Raw genomic sequence first — 17987 nt, 5'->3', positions numbered from 1 at the left:
TATACAAAAGCCCTACCCAAGGAGCCCTTGATGTCCGTTCCAACCACGATGTTCCGCCTCAGCGGCCGCGACTACCCGCCGGCCAAGCTGGGCCAAGCCAGCCTGATCATCATCGATGCGCAAAAGGAGTACCTCAGCGGTCCCCTGGCGCTGTCGGGCATGGACGAGGCCGTGGCCAACATCGCCCGGTTGCTCGACGCCGCACGCAAAGCCGGCCGTCCGATCATCCATGTCCGCCACCTGGGCACCGTCGGCGGCCTGTTCGACCCTCAGGGCGCCCGTGGCGAGTTCATCCCGGGCCTTGAGCCGCGCGAAGGCGAAATCGTCATCGAAAAGCGCATGCCCAACGCGTTCAAGAACACCAAGCTGCACGAGACGCTGCAGGAGCTGGGCCACCTGGACCTGATCGTCTGCGGCTTCATGAGCCACTCCAGCGTCAGCACCACCGTACGCCGCGCCAAGGACTATGGTTATCGTTGCACCCTGGTCGAGGATGCCTCCACCACCCGCGATCTGGCCTTCAAGGATACGGTCATCCCGGCCGCACAGATCCACCAGTGCGAAATGGCCGTGATGGCCGACAACTTCGCCTGCGTCGCCCCGACCGCCAGCCTGATCTGAGGCGGAACCCAAGGGCCGACCCCAGGTCGAATTCCGGATACCCACAGAGGACATCGGAATGAAGCTCAAAGGCAGTTTCGACGCCAAGCGCCTGCGCCAGCGCGAGCCGCGCAACTGGGGCGCGCGCCTGGCGGCCGGCCTGTCCGCCCTGGTGGCGACCCTGGGAATCCTCTTGGCCATGGCCGGCATCGCCGGCCTGTTGGGCAACTACGATGCCCTGGCCGAACTCAATGCCAATCGCCCCCTGGCCGTGACGCTCACGGTCGGCGGGCTGGTGCTGCTGTACCTGGGCGTGCGTTTCTGGCGGCGCAGCCGTATCCGCCTGCGCCGTGGGCATGGGCTGAACCTGGCGCCGCACCTGATGAAAAAGCACGACTGACGGTGTGATCACCGGCTTCCCCCTGTAGGAGCGGCCTTGTGCCGCGAAAGGGCCGCGCTGCGGCCCCAGCAATTTATGCTGCGGCCCAGATCCTGGGGCCGCTTCGCAGCCCTTTCGCGGCACAAGGCCGCTCCTACATACAAGCGCTTTCGCGTACACTACGCCGCCCACGTGGAGGCAGCATGCAAGACGACGATTTTTCCCTGTTCCGGGCCGAGATCCGCGGCGTGAAACCGATCAAGCACGACCGCGCCGATGTCGGCAAGCCCAAGGCCGACCGCAAGCAGCTGGCCGGCCTGCGCCAGGCCGCGACGGTGCGCAGCGACCAGCCCTTGGTGATCGACGGCCTGTCCGACCAATTCGTCATCGATGTGGGCGCCGAGGACGAGCTGATGTGGCGTCGCGACGGCGTGCAGGAAAGCCAGATCCGCAAGCTCAAGCTCGGCCAGATCGCCTTCGAAGGCAGCCTCGACCTGCACGGCATGACCGTGGAGCGGGCCCGCGAGACGCTCTGGGACTTCATCGCCGAAGCCACCAAGCTGGAAGTGCGCTGCGTACGCGTCACCCACGGCAAGGCCGCGCGCCTGGATGGCAAGCGCCCGATGATCAAGAGCCACGTCAACACCTGGCTGCGCCAGCACCCGCAGGTGCTCGGCTTCGCTTCCTGCCAGCCCCGCCACGGCGGCACGGGCGCGGTGTACGTGATGCTCAAGCGGACCATGCTCGAAGGCCGCGACGAGTGACGCCGTGCTTGCAGCATGGCCCTGGCCGCCGTACCCTTCGTCTTTGCGATTAATCCCCACAGGTAGATCCATGTCCCTGGAACAGAACTACACCGAGATCCTCAGCCAGCTCGGCGAGGACGTCTCCCGCGAAGGGCTGCTCGATACGCCCAAGCGGGCCGCAAAGGCCATGAAGTACCTTTGCCGCGGTTATGAACAAACCCTGGAAGAAGTCACCAACGGCGCGTTGTTCACCTCCGACAACAGCGAGATGGTGCTGGTCCGGGACATCGAGCTGTACTCGATGTGCGAACACCACATGCTGCCCTTCATCGGCAAGGCCCATGTGGCCTACCTGCCCAAGGGCAAGGTCCTGGGCCTGTCGAAGGTCGCGCGCATCGTCGACATGTTCGCCCGCCGCCTGCAGATCCAGGAAAACCTCAGCCGCCAGATCGCCGAGGCCGTGGAGCAGGTGACCGGCGCCGCCGGCGTGGCCGTGGTGATCGAGGCCAAGCACATGTGCATGATGATGCGCGGTGTGGAAAAACAGAACTCGACCATGATCACCTCGGTGATGCTCGGCGAATTCCGCAGCAATGCGGCGACCCGCAGCGAGTTCCTCAGCCTGATCAAGTGATCGGCCGGTGATTGCGAGCCGACCCTTGGGGGTCGGCTTTTTCATGTCTTCAGGAGTTGCCCATGATCGTCAAAGCCTTGCGGGTCGGCCTCGGCCAGCTCATCGTGTTCGGCGACTGGATCAGCCGCCCGGCCAAGCGCAAGCGCGACGCCGCGGCCCAGGCCCGTGTCGAGCAGGAGGCCAAGGGCCTCGCGCTGTACCAGTTCCATGCCTGCCCGTTCTGCGTCAAGACCCGCCGCACCCTGCACCGCCTGAACGTGCCGGTGCAGTTGCGCGATGCGAAGAACGACCCGGTACACCGCCAGGCCCTGCTTGAGGGCGGCGGCCGGGTGAAGGTGCCGTGCCTGCGGATCGAGGAAGCGGGCAAGGTGACCTGGATGTACGAGTCCAAGGACATCATCGCCTACCTGGACAAGCGGTTCTCGGCGATCTGACCAGCCTGCAGCTGCCTGTACCGGCCCTATCGCCGGCAAGCCGGCTCCCACAGGGGATACCTGCACCGAACCTGTGGGAGCCGGCTTGCCGGCGATAGGGCCAGCACAGGCAACACAACAGCCTGGGTCAATCGACCATCGGCACATGCCGTGGATGGCTCGCCACCCGCGCCAGCCAGGCCTGCACCGCCGGGTACTCGGCCAGGTCGAACCCACCCTGATGGGCCACATGGGTGTAGGCGTACAACGCCACATCGGCGATCGAATACTGCTCTCCCACCAGGTATGGCGTCATCTGCAGCTGCCGCTCCATCACTTTGAGCGCTTTGTAGCCGCCCTTGTGCAGCTTGCGATACTCCTCCACACGCTCATCCGGCAAGCCCAGGTAGAACTGGATGAAGCGCGCCACGGCAATGTAGGGCTCATGGCTGTACTGCTCGAAGAACTGCCACTGCAGCACCTGGGTGCGCAGGCGCGGTTCGCTGGGCAGGAACTCGCTGCCGTCGGCCAGGTAGTTGAGGATGGCGTTGGACTCCCATAAGCAGGTACCGTCCTCTAGCTGCAGCACCGGCACCTTGCCGTTGGGGTTCATGGCCAGGAACTCGGGCGTCTCGGTCTCGCCCTTGAGAATGTCCACTGGATGCCATGTGTAAGGGCGGCCCAGCAGGTGCAGCATCAACTTGACCTTGTAGCAGTTACCCGACTGGTAATCCCCATAGACCTTGTACATCACCCCTTCCCTCTCGTGCAGTTGCGCAATCGTGCCCAATAGTTGGCGACTGTACGGCTAAATGCAATGGTTGCTGTATGGCAAGCATTGCGCCGGGTCACGGTACGCTGAAAAAACTGCTTACACGTTTACAAGGACTTTTCCATGACCGATGCCACCTCCGCGCCGTTGCGCCCCCTGGCAGACAGTTCCCCGTCAGCCGTCGTCGCCGGCTTCATCGCCATGCTCACCGGCTACACCAGCTCGCTGGTGCTGATGTTCCAGGCCGGCCAGGCCGCAGGCTTGACCAATGCGCAGATCTCCTCATGGATCTGGGCCCTGTCGATCGGCATGGCGGTGTGCAGCATCGGCCTGTCGCTGCGCTACCGCACGCCGGTGACCATCGCCTGGTCGACTCCGGGCGCGGCGCTACTGATCACCAGCCTGGGCGGGGTCAGCTATGGCGAGGCCATCGGCGCCTACATCACCTGCGCAGTGCTGGTGCTGGTCTGCGGCCTGACCGGCAGCTTCGAGCGCCTGGTGCGGCGTATCCCGGCGTCGCTGGCCTCGGCCTTGCTGGCTGGCATCCTGTTCAAGATCGGCAGCGAGATCTTCGTCGCCGCCCAGCACCGCACCGTGCTGGTGCTGGGCATGTTCTTCAGCTACCTGGTGGTCAAGCGCCTGTCGCCGCGATATTGCGTGCTGGCCGCGCTGCTGGTGGGCACGGCGCTGTCCGGCGCCCTGGGCCTGCTGGACTTCAGCGGCTTCCACCTGGAGGTGGCGAAGCCGGTGTGGACCACCCCGAGCTTCTCGCTGGCGGCGACCATCAGCATCGGCATCCCGTTGTTCGTGGTGGCCATGACCTCACAGAACATGCCGGGCGTGGCCGTGCTGCGCGCCGACGGCTACCAGGTACCGGCCTCGCCGCTGATCTCGGCCACCGGCCTGGCCTCGCTGCTGCTGGCGCCGTTCGGCTCCCATGGCATCAACCTGGCAGCGATCAGCGCGGCGATCTGTACCGGGCCACATGCCCATGAAGACCCGAGCAAGCGCTACACCGCCGCGGTGTGGTGCGGGATCTTCTACGGCATCGCCGGCGTGTTCGGGGCCACGTTGGCGGCACTGTTCGCGGCGCTGCCCAAGGAGCTGGTGCTGTCGATCGCCGCGCTGGCGCTGTTCGGTTCGATCATGAACGGATTGAGCGTGGCCATGGGCGAGGTGCGCGAGCGGGAGGCGGCGTTGATCACCTTCATGGTCACGGCCTCGGGGTTCACCTTGTTTTCCATCGGCTCGGCGTTCTGGGGGATCGTGGCGGGGGTGCTGACCTTGCTGATCCTGAGCCCACGCAAGGCCTGAAACCCACGCAAATCCCTTTGTAGGAGCGGCCTTGCGCCGCGAAAGGGGCGCGAAGCGGCCCCAGGATCTGCGCCATGGCACAGAATGTCGGGGGGCCGCTTTGCGGCCCTTTCGCGGCGCAAGGCCGCTCCTACAGAGGACGTGTCTGCGCTTTACAGCCGGAAATGCCCCACCATCCCTTTCAGTTCATCGCCCAACTGCGCCAGCGCCACACTGGACCGGGCATTGTCCTGCATGGCCAACGCCGCCTGGTCGGCACTGCCGCGGATCTGCGTGACGCTGCGGCTGATTTCCTCGGCCACCGAACTCTGTTGCTCTGCCGCCGCGGCGATCTGCTGGTTCATCTGCTGGATCAATGAAACCGCTGCGGCGATGCTGCCCAGCGCACTTTCGGTGTGCAGGGCGTCGGCCACCGCCAGGCGCACCAGCTCGGTACTGCCACGGATCTGCGCCACCGATTGGGCCGCATTGCCACGCAGGCTGGCGACCAGGCGCTCGATCTCCTCGGTGGACTGCCGGGTGCGCCGGGCCAGGGCCCGCACCTCATCGGCCACTACCGCGAAGCCACGGCCCTGCTCCCCGGCCCGGGCTGCTTCGATGGCCGCGTTGAGCGCCAGCAGGTTGGTCTGCTCTGCCACGCTCTTGATCACTTCGAGCACATCGCCGATGGTGTGGATCTCGTCGCTGAGGCTGTCGATGCTGGCGCTGGCCGTCTCCGCCGCCGCCGCCAGCTGCTCGATGCGCTGCATGCTCTGGCGCACCACCTGCTGGCCGGACTCGACCTTGTCGTCGGCGCTCTGCGCGGCCTGGGCGGCCTCCTCGGCATTGCGCGCCACATCGTGCACGGTGGCGGTCATCTGCTGCATGGCCGTGGCCACCTGCTCGGTTTCTTCCTTCTGGCTGCCCACCTCGCGGTTGGTCTGCTCGGTGACCGCCGACAGCGCCTGGGCGTTGCCGGCCAACTGTTCGATGCCCTGCTGCAGGCCGCTGACGATGCCGGACAGCCCCGCCGCCATCTGCTGCATGGCCAGGGTCAGCTGGCCGACTTCGTCGCGCCGGGTGGTTTCGGTGTCGATCGCCAGATCGCCCGCAGCGATGCGCTGGGCCCGGGCGATCACACGCTTGAGCGGGCCGACCACCGCACGGGTGATCAACCAGGCGGCCAGCACGCCGGCCAACAGCGCCAAGGCCGTGGCCAGGCCGATGGCGACGGTGCTGCGGGCCAGCTCGCCCTGCATGGCCTGCTCCTGGGCGGCGTAGGCCTGGTCGACCCGCGCAGTGACCTGTTCGGCGCGGGCCTGAAGCTGCGCCTTGATGCCCTGCTCCTTGGCCAGCAGGTCGGTGTATTCGTTGAGCTTTTCCGAGAAGCTGGCGATGTGCCCGGCCACTTCACCTAGCACGCTCTGGTAACCGGCATCGGCCACCGAGCCCTTGAGCTGCTCGACCAGCGCGCCGGCCTCGACGGTCTGGGCGATGCGCCCTTCGTTGACCGCCTCCTCGCCCTTGCGCCCCTGCTCCAGGCGCACCCGCGCCTCGTCCATGGCCTGCAGCATCAGCCGCGACACCTGGGCTACCTGCCCGGCCTGCTCGAGGAACTCGCTGCCCTGCTGGCCCTGGGACTGCTTGAGGGTATAGGTGCCGTCGTCGGCCAGGCCCATCTGCAGCACATCGAGGTTGTTGGCCACGCTGGACACCGACCAGCTGGCCATGTCCAGCGCCAACTCCTTGGCCTGCACCGCTTCGACGAAGACGTCGAAGGCCTGGCCGTAGGCGCTGAGGTCGGCTTGGGCGGCGGCCAGGGCGGGCAGGCTGCCGGCGCGCTCGACCAGGCTTTTCAGGTCGTTGCGCAGGGCTTCGGCTTCCTTGATGTCCGAGCGCAGGGCGAAGGATTGCTCATGCTGGCGCAGCTTGAGCAGGTCGGTGTTGAACTGGCTCATCTGGCGCAGGCTGTCGAAGCGCTGGCCGACGCCGTGGAGGGCGAAGATACCGATGGCGGCGACCGCCAGGGTCAGCAGCAGGACCAGGGCAAAGCCCAGGCCGAGCTTGCGGGCCATGCCCAGGTTGGCCAGAACACCGTGTTGGGTTGCCCTCATTGCCTTTTCCCCCTGCGTTTTAGGGCCGCTGTGCGGCCCATCGCGGGGCAAGCCCGCTCCTACAGGAATGCGCGAACCCTGTAGGAGCGGGCTTGCCCCGCGATGGGCTGCAAAGCAGCCCTTTTGTTATCGACCAAGAGTGGCAACAGCTGGCCTCTGTCCACAAGGCCCAACCCTCACAATGGTGTCAAATAGCTATGACCCTGTCGCTTTCAGCATGCTGAAGGTCGCCCTGCGTGCCGAAAGAACGCCTGGGCCCGTTGGTCCTGCCCGTAGGCGACGTTGATCCGCAGCCAGTCACTGGGCGCACCCTCTGGGTCGAAGGCACTGCCCGGCGTCAGCAACACCGCGTGTTCCAGGGCGATGCGCTCCAGGCTGGCGAAACCTCGCCCCGGCGACCGGGCCCAGACGAACATGCCGCCATAGGGCTCGCAGAACACCTCCCAGCCAAACGCCTCCAGTTGCCCCAGCACCTTGGCCATGTGCTGCCCCAGGCGCACCCGCAGGCGCTGCACGCTCTTGCGGTAGCTGCCAGTGGCGAGCATCTGTCCCACCACCTGCTCGGCAAAACGCGAAGTGCCGATGCCGGTGACCATCTTCAATTCGGCCAGGCGGGCGATCAACGCGGCGTCGGCCACCAGGTAGCCGACCCGCAGGGAACTGCTCAAGGTCTTGGAGAAGCTGGCCAGGTAGATCACCCGCTGCTCGCTATCGAGGGTGGCCAGGCGGGTGGCCGGGCCGTCCTGGAAGTCGGCGTAGAGGTCGTCCTCGACGATCCGCAGGTCATGTTCCCGGGCCAGCTCCAGCAAGCGATAGGCGACCTTGGGGGTCAGGCTGGTACCGGTCGGGTTGTGGTACAGGCTGTTGATGAACAGGCAGCGCGGGCGATGCTCGGCCAACAGCCGCTCGAGGGCCTCCAGGTCCGGGCCGCTGGCCGTGCGCGGCACCGGCAGCATGCGCACCTGGTGCTGGCGCAGCAGGTTGAACAGGTTGTAGTAGCCGGGGCTTTCCACCAGCACCGCGTCGCCCGGGCGCAACAGGGTGCGCACCAGCAGGTCGAGGCCGTGGCTGGCGCCCTGGGTGGTGAGGATGCGCTCCGGGCCGGCGGGGATGTCCAGGCGGGCCAGGCGCTTGTGCAACTGCTGGCGCAGGCTGGCCAGGCCCAGGGGTGGGCAGTAGTCGAACAGGTCTTCTACGCTGCCGCGGCTGACCTGGCGTATGGCCTGGGCCAGCTCGGCGTTGGCGCGCCAGGCGCCGGGCAGCCAGCCGCAGCCAAGCTTGAGCAGCTCGTCGTGGCCTTCGCGAAACTGGCGCCAGCTGCCGTCACCGGCCTCGCCCCAGGGCTGGGTGTCCTCGACCGCGAGCCCGGGTTTGCGCTCGGCGACGAAAAAGCCGGTGCCGTGGCGCGCCTCCAGCCAGCCGCTGGCAACCAGGCGGTCGTAGGCCTCGATCACGCAGGATGCGCTGACCGCTAGTGTGCGCGCTTGGGTGCGGATGGAGGGCAGGCGTGCGCCGGGGCGCAGGCGCTGGTGTTCGATCCAGGCCTGGAGCTGGTCGGTGAGCTGTTGCACCAGAGGCGTGGTGGATTGGCGGTCCAAGTGGATGGGCATGGCAAGTGTTCGCTGTTTTTTGGCGAACAGTTAAGCATAAATGGGGTGGCCGTGTGTCTTGTGGGTGGTTTGGGCTGGGGGCACTGTGCCCCTACCGGCCCAATCGCCGGCAAGCCGGCTCCCACAGAAGCGGCGCTCACCCAGGCGGGGTACACACCGGACCTTGTGGGAGCAACTGTCTTGGTTGCTTGGCCCGCCCCTATCGCTGGCAAGCCAGCCACAGGTATAGCGGCGTCAGCGCAGGACCGGTGGGAGCCGACTTGCCGGCGATTAGGCCCGAACAGACAACCCGTGAAGGATACCCCGATGCCCACCCGTTCAGCCCCGGCCCGCCTGGCCTTCGCCCTCTGCCTGATCACCCTGGCGGTCAACCTCCAGGCCCCTCTGTACATCGCCTACGCCGACCTCTCCGGGCAAGGCGCAGCCGCCACCGCGGTGGCGTTCTCCGGCTACGTGCTGGGTGTGCTGCCGGTACTGCTGGCCCTCGGCGGCCTGGCCGACCGCATCGGCCGACGCCCGCTGATCCTCGCCGCCCTGGCCCTGTCGATGGTCGCCACCGTGCTGATGTTGTTAGCCCCCGGGCTGCAGACCCTGGGCATCGCCCGCCTGTTCCTCGGCCTTGGCACGGGACTGGCCTCGGCGACCGCCACCGCCTATATGGGCGAACTCATGGCCGGCGGCGACACCGGCCGCGCCGCCAACTGGGTCACCGCCAGCACCTCCCTGGGCTTCGGCCTTGGCGCTGCGCTGACCAGCCTGTTCCTGCTGAGCGGCCCGACCCTGACGCCCGGCAGCTTCCACCTGCAGCTGGCCCTCGCCGCCCTCGCCCTCGCGCTCGTCTGGCGCCTGCCCGACCCACGGCCCGCACAACGCAGCGCCATGCTGCGCCTGCCCTGCTATCCCGCCGGCAGCCTGGCCTACGGGCTGGCCATCCTGCTCGCATGGGCCTGTGTCGGGCTGGTGATCGCCCTGCTGCCCGGCATCCTGCGACAACACGGCCTGAGTGCCTGGTCGGGGTTCTCCACGTTCTGCGTGATCAGCTGCGGCTTGCTGTTCCAGCCCATGGCCCGCCGCCTGCCCAGCGCCCGCGCCACCCTGCTGGGGCTGGTGATCCTGCCGTGTAGCTATGCCCTGCTGGCCTGGGGCGCCGACAGCGGGCATCTGCTGGCCGTGCTGGCCGGCGCAGTGGCGGCCAGCAGCGCCTGCTACGGGTTCATCTACCTGGGTGGGCTAGCGGCGGTGAACCAATTGGCTGGCACCGAGAAGACCCGCGCCAGCGCGGGGTTCTTCCTGCTGGCCTACCTGGGGTTCAGTTTGCCGGTGATCTTTACCGGCGTGCTCAGTGACCGGCTCGGTTCGCGGACGGCGTTGGTGGTGTTTGGGGCGGCGTTGTTGCTGGGGTGCGTGGCGGTTGGCCTGGCATTGATGATGTCGATGCGCGCTAGCGCTGTTCGTAAGGCAGCGCAGCCCTTGTAGACCCAGGGCAACGGTAATCCAATGGGCAGCAGGGCCCCTGTGGGAGCGGGCTTGCCCGCGATCACGGGCGAAGCCCGTGCCATACCACCGCGAAGGCAGGCCCGGCCCAATCGCGGGACAAGGCCGCTCCTACAACATCGAACAACGCCGAGAGGACAGCCATGGACAGGGGCGCATGTAAATTTAAATTTGCAACAAAAAGGTGAAATAACTGTAACATTCCAAGGAATGATGGCCTTTTGATACTTACAAGGATGTAGCGTGGTCCGCAATACCCCAGAATGGTCCAATGATTTTCCGCATGTCGTGAAGCACCAACGCACCACTCTGCATTTCAAAGCCCCTCTGCGTCCCCATACCCGACATGCTCTCGAGCGGTTGATCGACCAGGCCAGCCGCAGCAAACGCATCAGCACTCCTCTCGATTGCCCGGAGCGAGCATTCTTCACCAAGCGTGAAAAGCTCGACTCACTGAAGAAGAAATGGCGCGTGCAAAGAGGTCGCCCAAAACGCAATGGCATGTTCGATTGGCCGATCGAGGAACTGATCAACACACAAGAGGCTTCGCGACGCGGCGCTCGTGTCCCCCCCTTGGTAGGGTATGGCTATAGCCGCTCCAAGCTCGGGCTGGTGCAGGACCTGTTCCTGATTACCCAACACCTGGATGAATATCACGATGGGCTGGCCATACTGCGTCAGAGCCCAGAGGCGATCGACAACATAATCCGGGCTGCTTTCGAGTTGCTGCACGCTCTCCATAGCCTGGGCATTACTCATATGGACCTATGGGCTGCCAATATCATGTTGCCAACCCAACCTGACGCCCAGCCCCAAGCCATCGATCTGGAAAATAGCTTCCACGTCCCAACAGACTTCCTTGGTGAAACGCTGGGCTTCCAGTTCGGGTTCTTCTATTTCCGCGAAGTCTATCGCTACATCACCGAAGCCGATTACGACACCCAGGTGGAACAAGCCCTCTCACACTATTTTCCACATATCGACCGGGAGGCATTCGAGCGGGTATACCGGATTGCCAAGCACCAGGACATCGGACGATTGGAGCGTCGCGATATCTTTCTCACAGGCACCGTCAACGCCCAGTACTGATTCTTAGATGGCCATGGCCCCACCATCCACTGCCAGGCTATGCCCGGTGGTAAACGCCGCCCCATCGCTGCACAAGTACAACACCGCACTGGCAATCTCCTCCACCTTGCCAATGCGCCCAACCGGGTGCATCGCCGCGGCGAACTCCGCCTTGCGCGGGTCTGCCTCGTAGGCGCGGCGGAACATGTCGGTGTCGATCACCGCCGGGCACACCGCATTCACCCGGATGCCCTTCTTGGCGTATTCGATCGCCGCTGACTTGGTCAGGCCGATCACCGCATGCTTGGAGGCGCTGTAGATGCTCATCTTCGGCGCCGCGCCCAGCCCCGCCACCGAGGCTGTGTTGACGATGGCCCCGCCACCGGCGGCCAGCATCAGCGGCAACTGGTACTTCATGCACAGCCACACGCCCTTGACGTTCACCCCCATGATCGCGTCGAACTCTGCCTCGCTGCCCTCGGCCAGGCGGCCCTTCTCGATCTCGATGCCAGCGTTGTTGAAGGCATAGTCCAGGCGACCATAGGCCTCGATGACCTGTTCATGCAGCGCCTGCACCTCGCGCTCGCGGGTAACGTCGCACGCCAGGAACAGCGCCTGCCCACCCGCCTCGTGGATCAGCGCCACGGTCGCTTCGCCGCCGGCCACATCACGGTCGGCCACCACCACCTTCAAGCCCTCGCCGGCGAACGCCAGCGCCGTCGCCCGGCCGATCCCCGCCCCGCCACCGGTGACCAGGGCAACCTGGCCGGAAAAGGTCATGCTCATTGCTGGCTCCTGCATGCTGGTTGTTGTGCAGGGGGAGTCTAGACAGATCATACGGCCGCTGGGCAGCAGGATCATCCAGGTGGATCAGGATGTATTTACAGCGGATGTGGTGCTTGCTCCGAAGAACCCCTTGGGGCTATCAAGTGGGTTGGATCGAAGAATCGTGATAGCCCCGATCGCGGGACAACCCCGCGATTGCGCCGGCACTGCCAACCCCAAACCCAAGGGAACCCCCATGGCCCACACCAACCGCCGCTTCCTGCTGACCAGACGCCCCGTCGGCGCCGTACGCCGCGACGACTTCACCTACGAACAAGCTCCCGCCGCCGAGCCCGCCGAAGGCCAGGTGCTGGTCAAGAACCTCTACCTCTCCCTGGACCCAGCCATGCGCGGCTGGATGAACGAAGGCAAGTCCTACATCCCACCCGTGGCCCTGGGCCAGGTGATGCGCGCCCTGGGCGTAGGCGAAGTGATCGCCTCCAAGCACCCGGGCTTCCAGCCCGGCGACCATGTCAACGGCCCGCTCGGCGTGCAGGACTACTTCACCGGCGAACCCCAGGGCCTGTACAAGATCGACCCACGCCTGGCCCCCCTGCCCCGCTACCTCTCGGCCCTGGGCATGACCGGCATGACCGCCTACTTCGCCCTGCTCGACGTCGGCCAGCCCAAGGCCGGCGAAACCGTGGTCATCTCCGGCGCCGCCGGCGCGGTGGGCAGCATTGCCGGGCAGATCGCCAAGCTCAAGGGCTGCCGTGTGGTCGGTATCGCCGGTGGCGAAGCGAAGTGCCGCTACCTCAAGGAGGAGCTCGGCTTCGACGGCACCATCGACTACAAGGCCGAAGACGTGCTGGCCGGCCTCAAGCGCGAATGCCCCAAAGGCGTGGACGTGTACTTCGACAACGTTGGCGGCGACATCCTCGACGCCGTGCTCAGCCGCCTGAACTTCAAAGCCCGCGTGATCATCTGCGGGGCCATCAGCCAGTACAACAACAAGGACGCCGTCAAAGGCCCGGCCAACTACCTGTCGCTGTTGGTGAACCGCGCACGGATGGAAGGCTTCGTGGTGATGGACTACGCCAAGGAGTACGGCAAGGCCGCCCAGGAGATCGCCGGCTGGCTGGCCAGTGGCGAAGTGAAGAGCAAGGAGGATGTGGTGGAAGGGTTGGAGACCTTCCCGGAGACACTGCTCAAGCTGTTCAGCGGGGAGAACTTCGGGAAGCTTGTGCTCAAGGTTTGAGGCATGTGTCCGTCGGTGCCGGCCTGATCGCGGGGCAAGCCCGCTCCTACAGAGGCCGAGTCGGCCATATGTCTATGGCAGGCACCCTACCTGTGGGCTGCGCTGTCGCAGAACCCGCGGCCGGCGCTGCCCCTGTGGGAGCGGGCTTGCCCCGCGATTGGGCCGCAACGCGGCCCGCCCCGCACAATCAACCGCGAATCTCAGCCACCACCGCCGCCAACGCCTGCGCCGGGTCCGCCGCCTGGCTGATCGGTCGCCCGATCACCAGGTAATCCGACCCCGCATCCAACGCCTGGCGCGGCGTCAGGATCCGCCGCTGGTCATCCTGCGCACTGCCCGCCGGGCGAATCCCCGGGGTCACCAGTTGCAACGACGGGTGCGCCGCCTTCAACGCCGGTGCTTCCAGCGCCGAGCACACCAACCCGTCCATCCCCGCCTTCTCGGCCAACGCCGCCAAGCGCAGCACCTGCTCCTGCGGGTCGACATCCAGGCCGATACCGGCCAGGTCTTCACGCTCCATGCTGGTCAGCACCGTCACGCCGATCAGCAGCGGCTGCGGCCCGCTACGCTTGGCCAACTCTTCACGGCAGGCCGCCATCATGCGCAGGCCACCGGAGCAATGCACATTGACCATCCACACCCCCATCTCGGCCGCAGCCTTGACCGCCATCGCCGTGGTGTTGGGGATATCGTGGAACTTGAGGTCGAGGAACACCTCGAAGCCCTTCTCGCACAGCGTCTCGACGATGCCCGACGCGCTGCTGGTGAACAGCTCCTTGCCGACCTTCACCCGGCACAGGGCAGGATCGAGCTGGTCAGCCAGCTTCAGGGCGGCCTCACGGGTAGGGAAATCCAGGGCGACGATCAGGGGCGTCTGGCAGGCGGACATGGGCAGGGTCTCTTGGCAAGTCGAAAACGGCGCGCATTGTAAACGAAGTGGCACCACCTTTGGGGGCCACGGGTCACGAGAATTGGCCCGGCACCCGGTCGCTCCTATAATTGAACCAACGGATACACGGCAGGCTCGAAACTGAAGGAGCGCTGCCCTCCACGGTCTGCAAGGAGAACATCATGCCCTGGTATGCCTGGTTGATACTGATCATAGCCCTTGGCTCGATCGTGGGTGGCCTGTTGCTGCTGCGCGACACGGCCAAGAAACTGCCCTTGACCGAAGAACAGCTGAAGAAAATCCACGAACGCAATGCCGAAATGGACGCCAAAGAGGCGAAAGACCGCTGATGCTCCTTGATGGCCGACCCAGCGGACCGGCCATCACCCCTACCGGTTACTCCGCTACCACCAACTTGTCGCGGTTGCGCTCGAGCAGCGCGTTGCCGATACCCTTGATTTCCAGCAATTCATCCACCGACGTGAACGGCCCGTGGGCCTCACGGTAGGCCACGATCGCCTCGGCCTTGGCCTTGCCGATGCCGTTGAGTTCCTTCTGCAGGGTCAGGGCGTCGGCGGTGTTCAGGTCGAGCTTGGCAGGTTGAGACTCCACTGCAGCCGTCACCACCTGGGTGGCGGACAGCTCGGTGACAGGCGCTGGGCTTGCGTTGGGCGCGGCGCTGAGCGAGAAGGACAGGCCGGTGAACAGCGGGAGGAGCAGGTAGGAAAGGATGGTGTTGCGCATTGAGTAGCACTCCTGTGAGGTTGAATGACGAGGCAGCATTTCCTGGCTGCCCGACACAACTTAGCCCTTCAGGAGGCGGTGGGATAGCGGTGCGTGAGGGGGAATGGTTACGAGATTTAGACGTTACGGCGTGTGTCCCACTTCCTGGGGAAAGGTCGTACAGGAAGTGGGAATGGGGCGTTCGGGATCAGTAGATTTTTTCTTGCAGCAGGCGCTTCAGGTATTGGCCATAGCCGTTTTTGGCCAGCGGTGCGGCCAGAGCCTCGAGCTGCTCGGCACCGATCCAGCCCTGACGGAATGCGACCTCTTCAGGGCAGGCCACTTTCAGGCCTTGGCGGCGTTCGATGGTTGCGATGTACTGGCTCGCTTCCAGCAGCGAATCATGGGTACCGGTATCCAACCAGGCGTAGCCACGTCCCATGATTTCCACGGACAGGCTGTTGCGCTCCAGGTAGGTGCGATTCACATCGGTGATTTCCAGCTCGCCACGTGGGGATGGCTTGATGCCCTTGGCGATCTCGACCACATCTTGGTCATAGAAATACAACCCGGTCACGGCATAGCTGGACTTCGGCTGAGCAGGCTTTTCTTCGAGGCTGATGGCCTTGCCATTGGCATCGAATTCGACCACGCCATAACGCTCCGGGTCATGCACGTGGTAAGCGAACACGCTGGCGCCGCTGGTACGCTTGCCCGCGTTACTCAGCAAATGTTGGAAATCGTGGCCGTAGTAGATGTTGTCGCCCAGCACCAGCGCCGATGGATCGTTGCCGATGAAGTCTTCACCAATGATGAACGCCTGCGCCAAGCCATCGGGTGAAGGCTGAACAGCGTAGGAAATATTCAAACCCCACTGCTCCCCGCCCCCCAGCAACTGCTCGAAACGCGGCGTGTCCTGCGGAGTCGAGATGATCAGAATGTCCCGAATCCCAGCCAACATGAGCGTGGTCAAAGGGTAATAGATCATCGGCTTGTCGTAGACCGGCAGCAATTGCTTGGAAATTGCCAAGGTCGCCGGATGAAGACGAGTACCCGAACCACCCGCCAGAATGATGCCTTTACGTTTCATTGCCGTTATTTCCCTTGTATTTCCGTCAGCATCCGTGCCACGCCCTGTTGCCATTCAGGAAGCCGCAGGCCGAAAGCTTTCTCAAGTTTATGCGTATCGAGACGCGAATTGGCCGGCCGCTTCGCCGGTGTGGGGTAGGCGTCAGTGGTCAACGCCTTGACCGCCTCAGCGGGCACCTTCAGCGCCACACCGGCCGCAGCAGCGTGCTCCAGCACAAAACGGGCATAGCCACACCAAGTCGTCTCCCCTGCTGCGGCCAAATGATAGAGCCCAGACAATGCAGCATCGTGGCGCGCCGCGACAATAGCGTGCGCAGTTACGTCAGCGATCAGTTCCGCGCCGGTAGGTGCGCCAAACTGGTCATCGATAACGCCCAAGGTGTCGCGCTCCGTGGCCAAGCGCAGCATGGTGCGAGCAAAGTTATTGCCACGTGCCGCGTATACCCAGCAAGTACGGAAGATCAGATGCTTACAGCCCGACGCCTGTATCGCCTGCTCACCCGCAAGCTTGCTCTCGCCGTATACGTTGAGCGGCCCTACTTCATCCGTCTCCTGCCAAGGCGTCACGCCGTGCCCAGGGAAAACGTAGTCGGTGGAGTAATGCACCAACAGCGCCCCGGAAGCTGCCGCAGCCTGTGCCAACACACCAACGGCCTCGGCGTTGACCCGGAAGGCCTGTTCGCGCTCCGACTCAGCCTTGTCCACAGCTGTGTAAGCGGCGGCATTGACGATCACATCAGGAGCCCAGTCTTGAACGGTACGCCCAAGGCCTGCCAAGTCAGCGAGGTCGCCACAATAGGATTCACTGCGAGAGTTGAGCGCCAAAACCTCTCCCAGCGGCGCAAGGCTGCGTTGCAGTTCCCAGCCAACTTGACCATCTTTGCCTAGCAGCAGGATCTTCATGCATTACGCCCGCTGTAGTTCTTCTCGACCCAGTCACGGTAATTGCCGGATTGCACGTTCTCGACCCACTGCCAGTTATCCAGGTACCACTGCACGGTTTTGCGAATGCCGGTCTCGAAGGTTTCCGCTGGCTTCCAGCCCAGGTCGCGCTCCAGTTTGCGGGCATCGATGGCATAACGACGGTCATGCCCTGGGCGATCGGTCACGAAGGTGATCTGCTCGCTGTAGGCCTTGCCATCCTCACGCGGGCGCAGCTCATCGAGCAAGGCGCAGACACGATTGACGATCTCCAGGTTCGGCTTCTCGTTCCAGCCGCCGACGTTGTAAACCTCACCCACCTTGCCCGCCTCAAGCACACGGCGGATGGCACTGCAGTGGTCTTTGACGTACAGCCAATCACGGATCTGCTGGCCATCGCCATACACCGGCAGCGCTTTACCACCCAAGGCGTTGACGATCATCAAGGGGATGAGCTTCTCCGGGAAATGATAAGGGCCATAGTTGTTGGAGCAGTTGGTGGTCAGCACCGGCAGGCCGTAGGTGTGGTGATAGGCACGGACCAGATGGTCGCTCGCAGCCTTGCTCGCCGAGTACGGGCTGTTGGGCTCGTACTGGTGCTTTTCAGTGAACGCTGGCTCGTCGGCTGCCAGGGAGCCATACACTTCGTCGGTGGAAACGTGGAGGAAGCGGAAGGCCTGCTGGGCGTCGCTTTCTAGGCCTTTCCAGTGGCCGCGCACGGCCTCGAGCAGGCGGAAGGTGCCGACGATATTGGTCTGGATGAAATCTTCAGGACCGTGGATCGAGCGGTCCACATGGGATTCGGCGGCGAAATTGATCACCGCTCGCGGCTTGTGCTCTGCCAGCAGGCGCTGCACCAGCTCGAAATCACCGATGTCGCCCTGTACGAACTGGTGCTGGGGGTTACCTTCCAGGCTCGCGAGGTTCTGCAGGTTGCCTGCGTAGGTGAGCTTGTCCAGGTTGATCACCGGCTCATCCGATTGAGCCACCCAGTCCAGTACGAAATTTGCGCCGATGAAGCCGGCTCCGCCGGTTACCAAGATAGTCATTTTTCAGGTCTTTTCAGTTGTTTCGCGAAAGGGATGACGGACTTCCTTGCGCCCAACGTTGGGCATTAACGTCTTGCTGACAGCCGTCGTCATATAGACCCCGGGAAGGGGACTCAGCGTGCGTACGTCTAGTCATGATTCGGCGGAGGATCAGCTCACAGGGGGCTGAA

The 17987-nt window shown here is 64.5% G+C and carries 19 protein-coding genes and 1 pseudogene; 10 read left to right on the top strand and 10 right to left on the bottom strand.

Features of this window, described 5'->3' with window-relative positions; all coding sequences use genetic code 11:
- Positions 1 to 30 precede the first annotated feature (30 nt).
- From AC1MHZ_RS18625 to AC1MHZ_RS18605, 5 genes are all read left to right on the top strand, one after another.
- Complete coding sequence (locus tag AC1MHZ_RS18625; RefSeq protein WP_084854953.1) at positions 31 to 621, top strand: cysteine hydrolase family protein; 591 nt, start codon at positions 31 to 33, stop codon at positions 619 to 621.
- Positions 622 to 679: 58 nt separating this feature from the next.
- Positions 680 to 1000, top strand: coding sequence for a hypothetical protein (locus AC1MHZ_RS18620; RefSeq protein WP_084854952.1), 321 nt, complete (start codon positions 680 to 682; stop codon positions 998 to 1000).
- Positions 1001 to 1182: 182 nt separating this feature from the next.
- Positions 1183 to 1743, top strand: a complete 561-nt coding sequence (locus AC1MHZ_RS18615) for a Smr/MutS family protein (protein WP_084854951.1) — start codon at positions 1183 to 1185, stop codon at positions 1741 to 1743.
- A 70-nt stretch (positions 1744 to 1813) separates the two neighbouring features.
- A complete protein-coding gene (gene folE / locus AC1MHZ_RS18610) occupies positions 1814 to 2359 on the top strand; it encodes a GTP cyclohydrolase I FolE (protein WP_084854950.1) in 546 nt (181 codons plus the stop codon).
- 62 nt (positions 2360 to 2421) lie between these two features.
- Entirely contained in the window at positions 2422 to 2793 is a 372-nt protein-coding gene (locus AC1MHZ_RS18605; protein ID WP_084854949.1) for a glutaredoxin family protein, read from the top strand.
- Between the two features lie 127 nt (positions 2794 to 2920).
- Here the strand turns inward: AC1MHZ_RS18605 and AC1MHZ_RS18600 are convergent, their stop codons facing one another.
- Entirely contained in the window at positions 2921 to 3523 is a 603-nt protein-coding gene (locus AC1MHZ_RS18600; protein ID WP_084854948.1) for a glutathione S-transferase family protein, read from the bottom strand.
- Between the two features lie 144 nt (positions 3524 to 3667).
- On the opposite strand from AC1MHZ_RS18600, the gene AC1MHZ_RS18595 reads away from it, so the two are divergent.
- Positions 3668 to 4858, top strand: coding sequence for a benzoate/H(+) symporter BenE family transporter (locus AC1MHZ_RS18595; protein WP_084854947.1), 1191 nt, complete (start codon positions 3668 to 3670; stop codon positions 4856 to 4858).
- Between the two features lie 152 nt (positions 4859 to 5010).
- Here the strand turns inward: AC1MHZ_RS18595 and AC1MHZ_RS18590 are convergent, their stop codons facing one another.
- The 3 genes and pseudogenes from AC1MHZ_RS18590 to AC1MHZ_RS18580 form a co-directional block, all read right to left on the bottom strand.
- Entirely contained in the window at positions 5011 to 5715 is a 705-nt protein-coding gene (locus tag AC1MHZ_RS18590) for a methyl-accepting chemotaxis protein (RefSeq protein WP_482966785.1), read from the bottom strand.
- A gap of 204 nt (positions 5716 to 5919) precedes the next feature.
- Positions 5920 to 6096, bottom strand: a pseudogene (locus tag AC1MHZ_RS18585) (HAMP domain-containing protein); the annotation flags it as partial.
- Between the two features lie 1067 nt (positions 6097 to 7163).
- Positions 7164 to 8561: an aminotransferase-like domain-containing protein gene (locus AC1MHZ_RS18580; RefSeq protein ID WP_482966774.1), complete on the bottom strand. Its 1398-nt coding sequence runs from the start codon at positions 8559 to 8561 to the stop codon at positions 7164 to 7166.
- Between the two features lie 306 nt (positions 8562 to 8867).
- On the opposite strand from AC1MHZ_RS18580, the gene AC1MHZ_RS18575 reads away from it, so the two are divergent.
- Positions 8868 to 10037 (top strand): MFS transporter, encoded by a 1170-nt coding sequence (locus tag AC1MHZ_RS18575; RefSeq protein WP_416767732.1) that lies wholly within the window; start codon positions 8868 to 8870, stop codon positions 10035 to 10037.
- A gap of 261 nt (positions 10038 to 10298) precedes the next feature.
- On the top strand, positions 10299 to 11144 hold the full coding sequence (locus tag AC1MHZ_RS18570) for a lipopolysaccharide kinase InaA family protein (RefSeq protein ID WP_416767734.1): 846 nt from the start codon (positions 10299 to 10301) through the stop codon (positions 11142 to 11144).
- Between the two features lie 3 nt (positions 11145 to 11147).
- On the opposite strand, the gene AC1MHZ_RS18565 is transcribed toward AC1MHZ_RS18570, so the two are convergent.
- Positions 11148 to 11909 (bottom strand): SDR family oxidoreductase, encoded by a 762-nt coding sequence (locus AC1MHZ_RS18565; protein ID WP_224458331.1) that lies wholly within the window; start codon positions 11907 to 11909, stop codon positions 11148 to 11150.
- Positions 11910 to 12144: 235 nt separating this feature from the next.
- Between AC1MHZ_RS18565 and AC1MHZ_RS18560 the strand changes: the two genes are divergently transcribed.
- Complete coding sequence (locus AC1MHZ_RS18560) at positions 12145 to 13146, top strand: NADP-dependent oxidoreductase (RefSeq protein WP_324817731.1); 1002 nt, start codon at positions 12145 to 12147, stop codon at positions 13144 to 13146.
- A 187-nt stretch (positions 13147 to 13333) separates the two neighbouring features.
- Here the strand turns inward: AC1MHZ_RS18560 and pyrF are convergent, their stop codons facing one another.
- Positions 13334 to 14035: an orotidine-5'-phosphate decarboxylase gene (gene pyrF / locus AC1MHZ_RS18555; RefSeq protein ID WP_084854940.1), complete on the bottom strand. Its 702-nt coding sequence runs from the start codon at positions 14033 to 14035 to the stop codon at positions 13334 to 13336.
- Positions 14036 to 14217: 182 nt separating this feature from the next.
- Here pyrF and AC1MHZ_RS18550 point away from each other — a divergent pair, with 182 nt between their 5' ends.
- On the top strand, positions 14218 to 14385 hold the full coding sequence (locus tag AC1MHZ_RS18550; protein WP_084854939.1) for a DUF2897 family protein: 168 nt from the start codon (positions 14218 to 14220) through the stop codon (positions 14383 to 14385).
- A 46-nt stretch (positions 14386 to 14431) separates the two neighbouring features.
- On the opposite strand, the gene AC1MHZ_RS18545 is transcribed toward AC1MHZ_RS18550, so the two are convergent.
- The 4 genes from AC1MHZ_RS18545 to rfbB all read right to left on the bottom strand — a co-directional run bounded on the left by AC1MHZ_RS18545 (position 14432) and on the right by rfbB (position 17817).
- Positions 14432 to 14779, bottom strand: coding sequence for a ComEA family DNA-binding protein (locus AC1MHZ_RS18545; RefSeq protein WP_084854938.1), 348 nt, complete (start codon positions 14777 to 14779; stop codon positions 14432 to 14434).
- A 187-nt stretch (positions 14780 to 14966) separates the two neighbouring features.
- Complete coding sequence (rfbA, locus tag AC1MHZ_RS18540) at positions 14967 to 15848, bottom strand: glucose-1-phosphate thymidylyltransferase RfbA (RefSeq protein ID WP_368830210.1); 882 nt, start codon at positions 15846 to 15848, stop codon at positions 14967 to 14969.
- Positions 15849 to 15853: 5 nt separating this feature from the next.
- Positions 15854 to 16750: a dTDP-4-dehydrorhamnose reductase gene (rfbD, locus tag AC1MHZ_RS18535; protein WP_482966773.1), complete on the bottom strand. Its 897-nt coding sequence runs from the start codon at positions 16748 to 16750 to the stop codon at positions 15854 to 15856.
- Positions 16747 to 17817: a dTDP-glucose 4,6-dehydratase gene (gene rfbB, locus AC1MHZ_RS18530; protein ID WP_224458326.1), complete on the bottom strand. Its 1071-nt coding sequence runs from the start codon at positions 17815 to 17817 to the stop codon at positions 16747 to 16749. The genes rfbD and rfbB overlap by 4 nt, the downstream gene beginning before the upstream one ends.
- Positions 17818 to 17987 lie beyond the last annotated feature (170 nt).

Source organism: Pseudomonas sp. FA-1 (genome assembly GCF_056856075.1).
The sequence above is the reverse complement of the archived record's forward strand: the minus strand, read 5'-3'. Positions and strand labels throughout refer to the sequence as shown.

Excerpts from the sequence above, each read along its gene's own strand:
- rfbB (WP_224458326.1), bottom strand. The coding sequence starts at position 17,817 with ATGACTATCTTGGTAACCGGCGGAGCCGGCTTCATCGGCGCAAATTTC.
- AC1MHZ_RS18550 (WP_084854939.1), top strand. The coding sequence starts at position 14,218 with ATGCCCTGGTATGCCTGGTTGATACTGATCATAGCCCTTGGCTCGATC.
- AC1MHZ_RS18590 (WP_482966785.1), bottom strand. The coding sequence starts at position 5,715 with ATGACCGCCACCGTGCACGATGTGGCGCGCAATGCCGAGGAGGCCGCC.
- AC1MHZ_RS18575 (WP_416767732.1), top strand. The coding sequence starts at position 8,868 with ATGCCCACCCGTTCAGCCCCGGCCCGCCTGGCCTTCGCCCTCTGCCTG.
- AC1MHZ_RS18565 (WP_224458331.1), bottom strand. The coding sequence starts at position 11,909 with ATGAGCATGACCTTTTCCGGCCAGGTTGCCCTGGTCACCGGTGGCGGG.
- pyrF (WP_084854940.1), bottom strand. The coding sequence starts at position 14,035 with ATGTCCGCCTGCCAGACGCCCCTGATCGTCGCCCTGGATTTCCCTACC.
- AC1MHZ_RS18580 (WP_482966774.1), bottom strand. The coding sequence starts at position 8,561 with ATGCCCATCCACTTGGACCGCCAATCCACCACGCCTCTGGTGCAACAG.
- folE (WP_084854950.1), top strand. The coding sequence starts at position 1,814 with ATGTCCCTGGAACAGAACTACACCGAGATCCTCAGCCAGCTCGGCGAG.
- AC1MHZ_RS18615 (WP_084854951.1), top strand. The coding sequence starts at position 1,183 with ATGCAAGACGACGATTTTTCCCTGTTCCGGGCCGAGATCCGCGGCGTG.
- AC1MHZ_RS18595 (WP_084854947.1), top strand. The coding sequence starts at position 3,668 with ATGACCGATGCCACCTCCGCGCCGTTGCGCCCCCTGGCAGACAGTTCC.
- AC1MHZ_RS18620 (WP_084854952.1), top strand. The coding sequence starts at position 680 with ATGAAGCTCAAAGGCAGTTTCGACGCCAAGCGCCTGCGCCAGCGCGAG.
- AC1MHZ_RS18560 (WP_324817731.1), top strand. The coding sequence starts at position 12,145 with ATGGCCCACACCAACCGCCGCTTCCTGCTGACCAGACGCCCCGTCGGC.
- AC1MHZ_RS18545 (WP_084854938.1), bottom strand. The coding sequence starts at position 14,779 with ATGCGCAACACCATCCTTTCCTACCTGCTCCTCCCGCTGTTCACCGGC.
- AC1MHZ_RS18625 (WP_084854953.1), top strand. The coding sequence starts at position 31 with ATGTCCGTTCCAACCACGATGTTCCGCCTCAGCGGCCGCGACTACCCG.
- AC1MHZ_RS18605 (WP_084854949.1), top strand. The coding sequence starts at position 2,422 with ATGATCGTCAAAGCCTTGCGGGTCGGCCTCGGCCAGCTCATCGTGTTC.
- AC1MHZ_RS18600 (WP_084854948.1), bottom strand. The coding sequence starts at position 3,523 with ATGTACAAGGTCTATGGGGATTACCAGTCGGGTAACTGCTACAAGGTC.
- rfbA (WP_368830210.1), bottom strand. The coding sequence starts at position 15,848 with ATGAAACGTAAAGGCATCATTCTGGCGGGTGGTTCGGGTACTCGTCTT.
- rfbD (WP_482966773.1), bottom strand. The coding sequence starts at position 16,750 with ATGAAGATCCTGCTGCTAGGCAAAGATGGTCAAGTTGGCTGGGAACTG.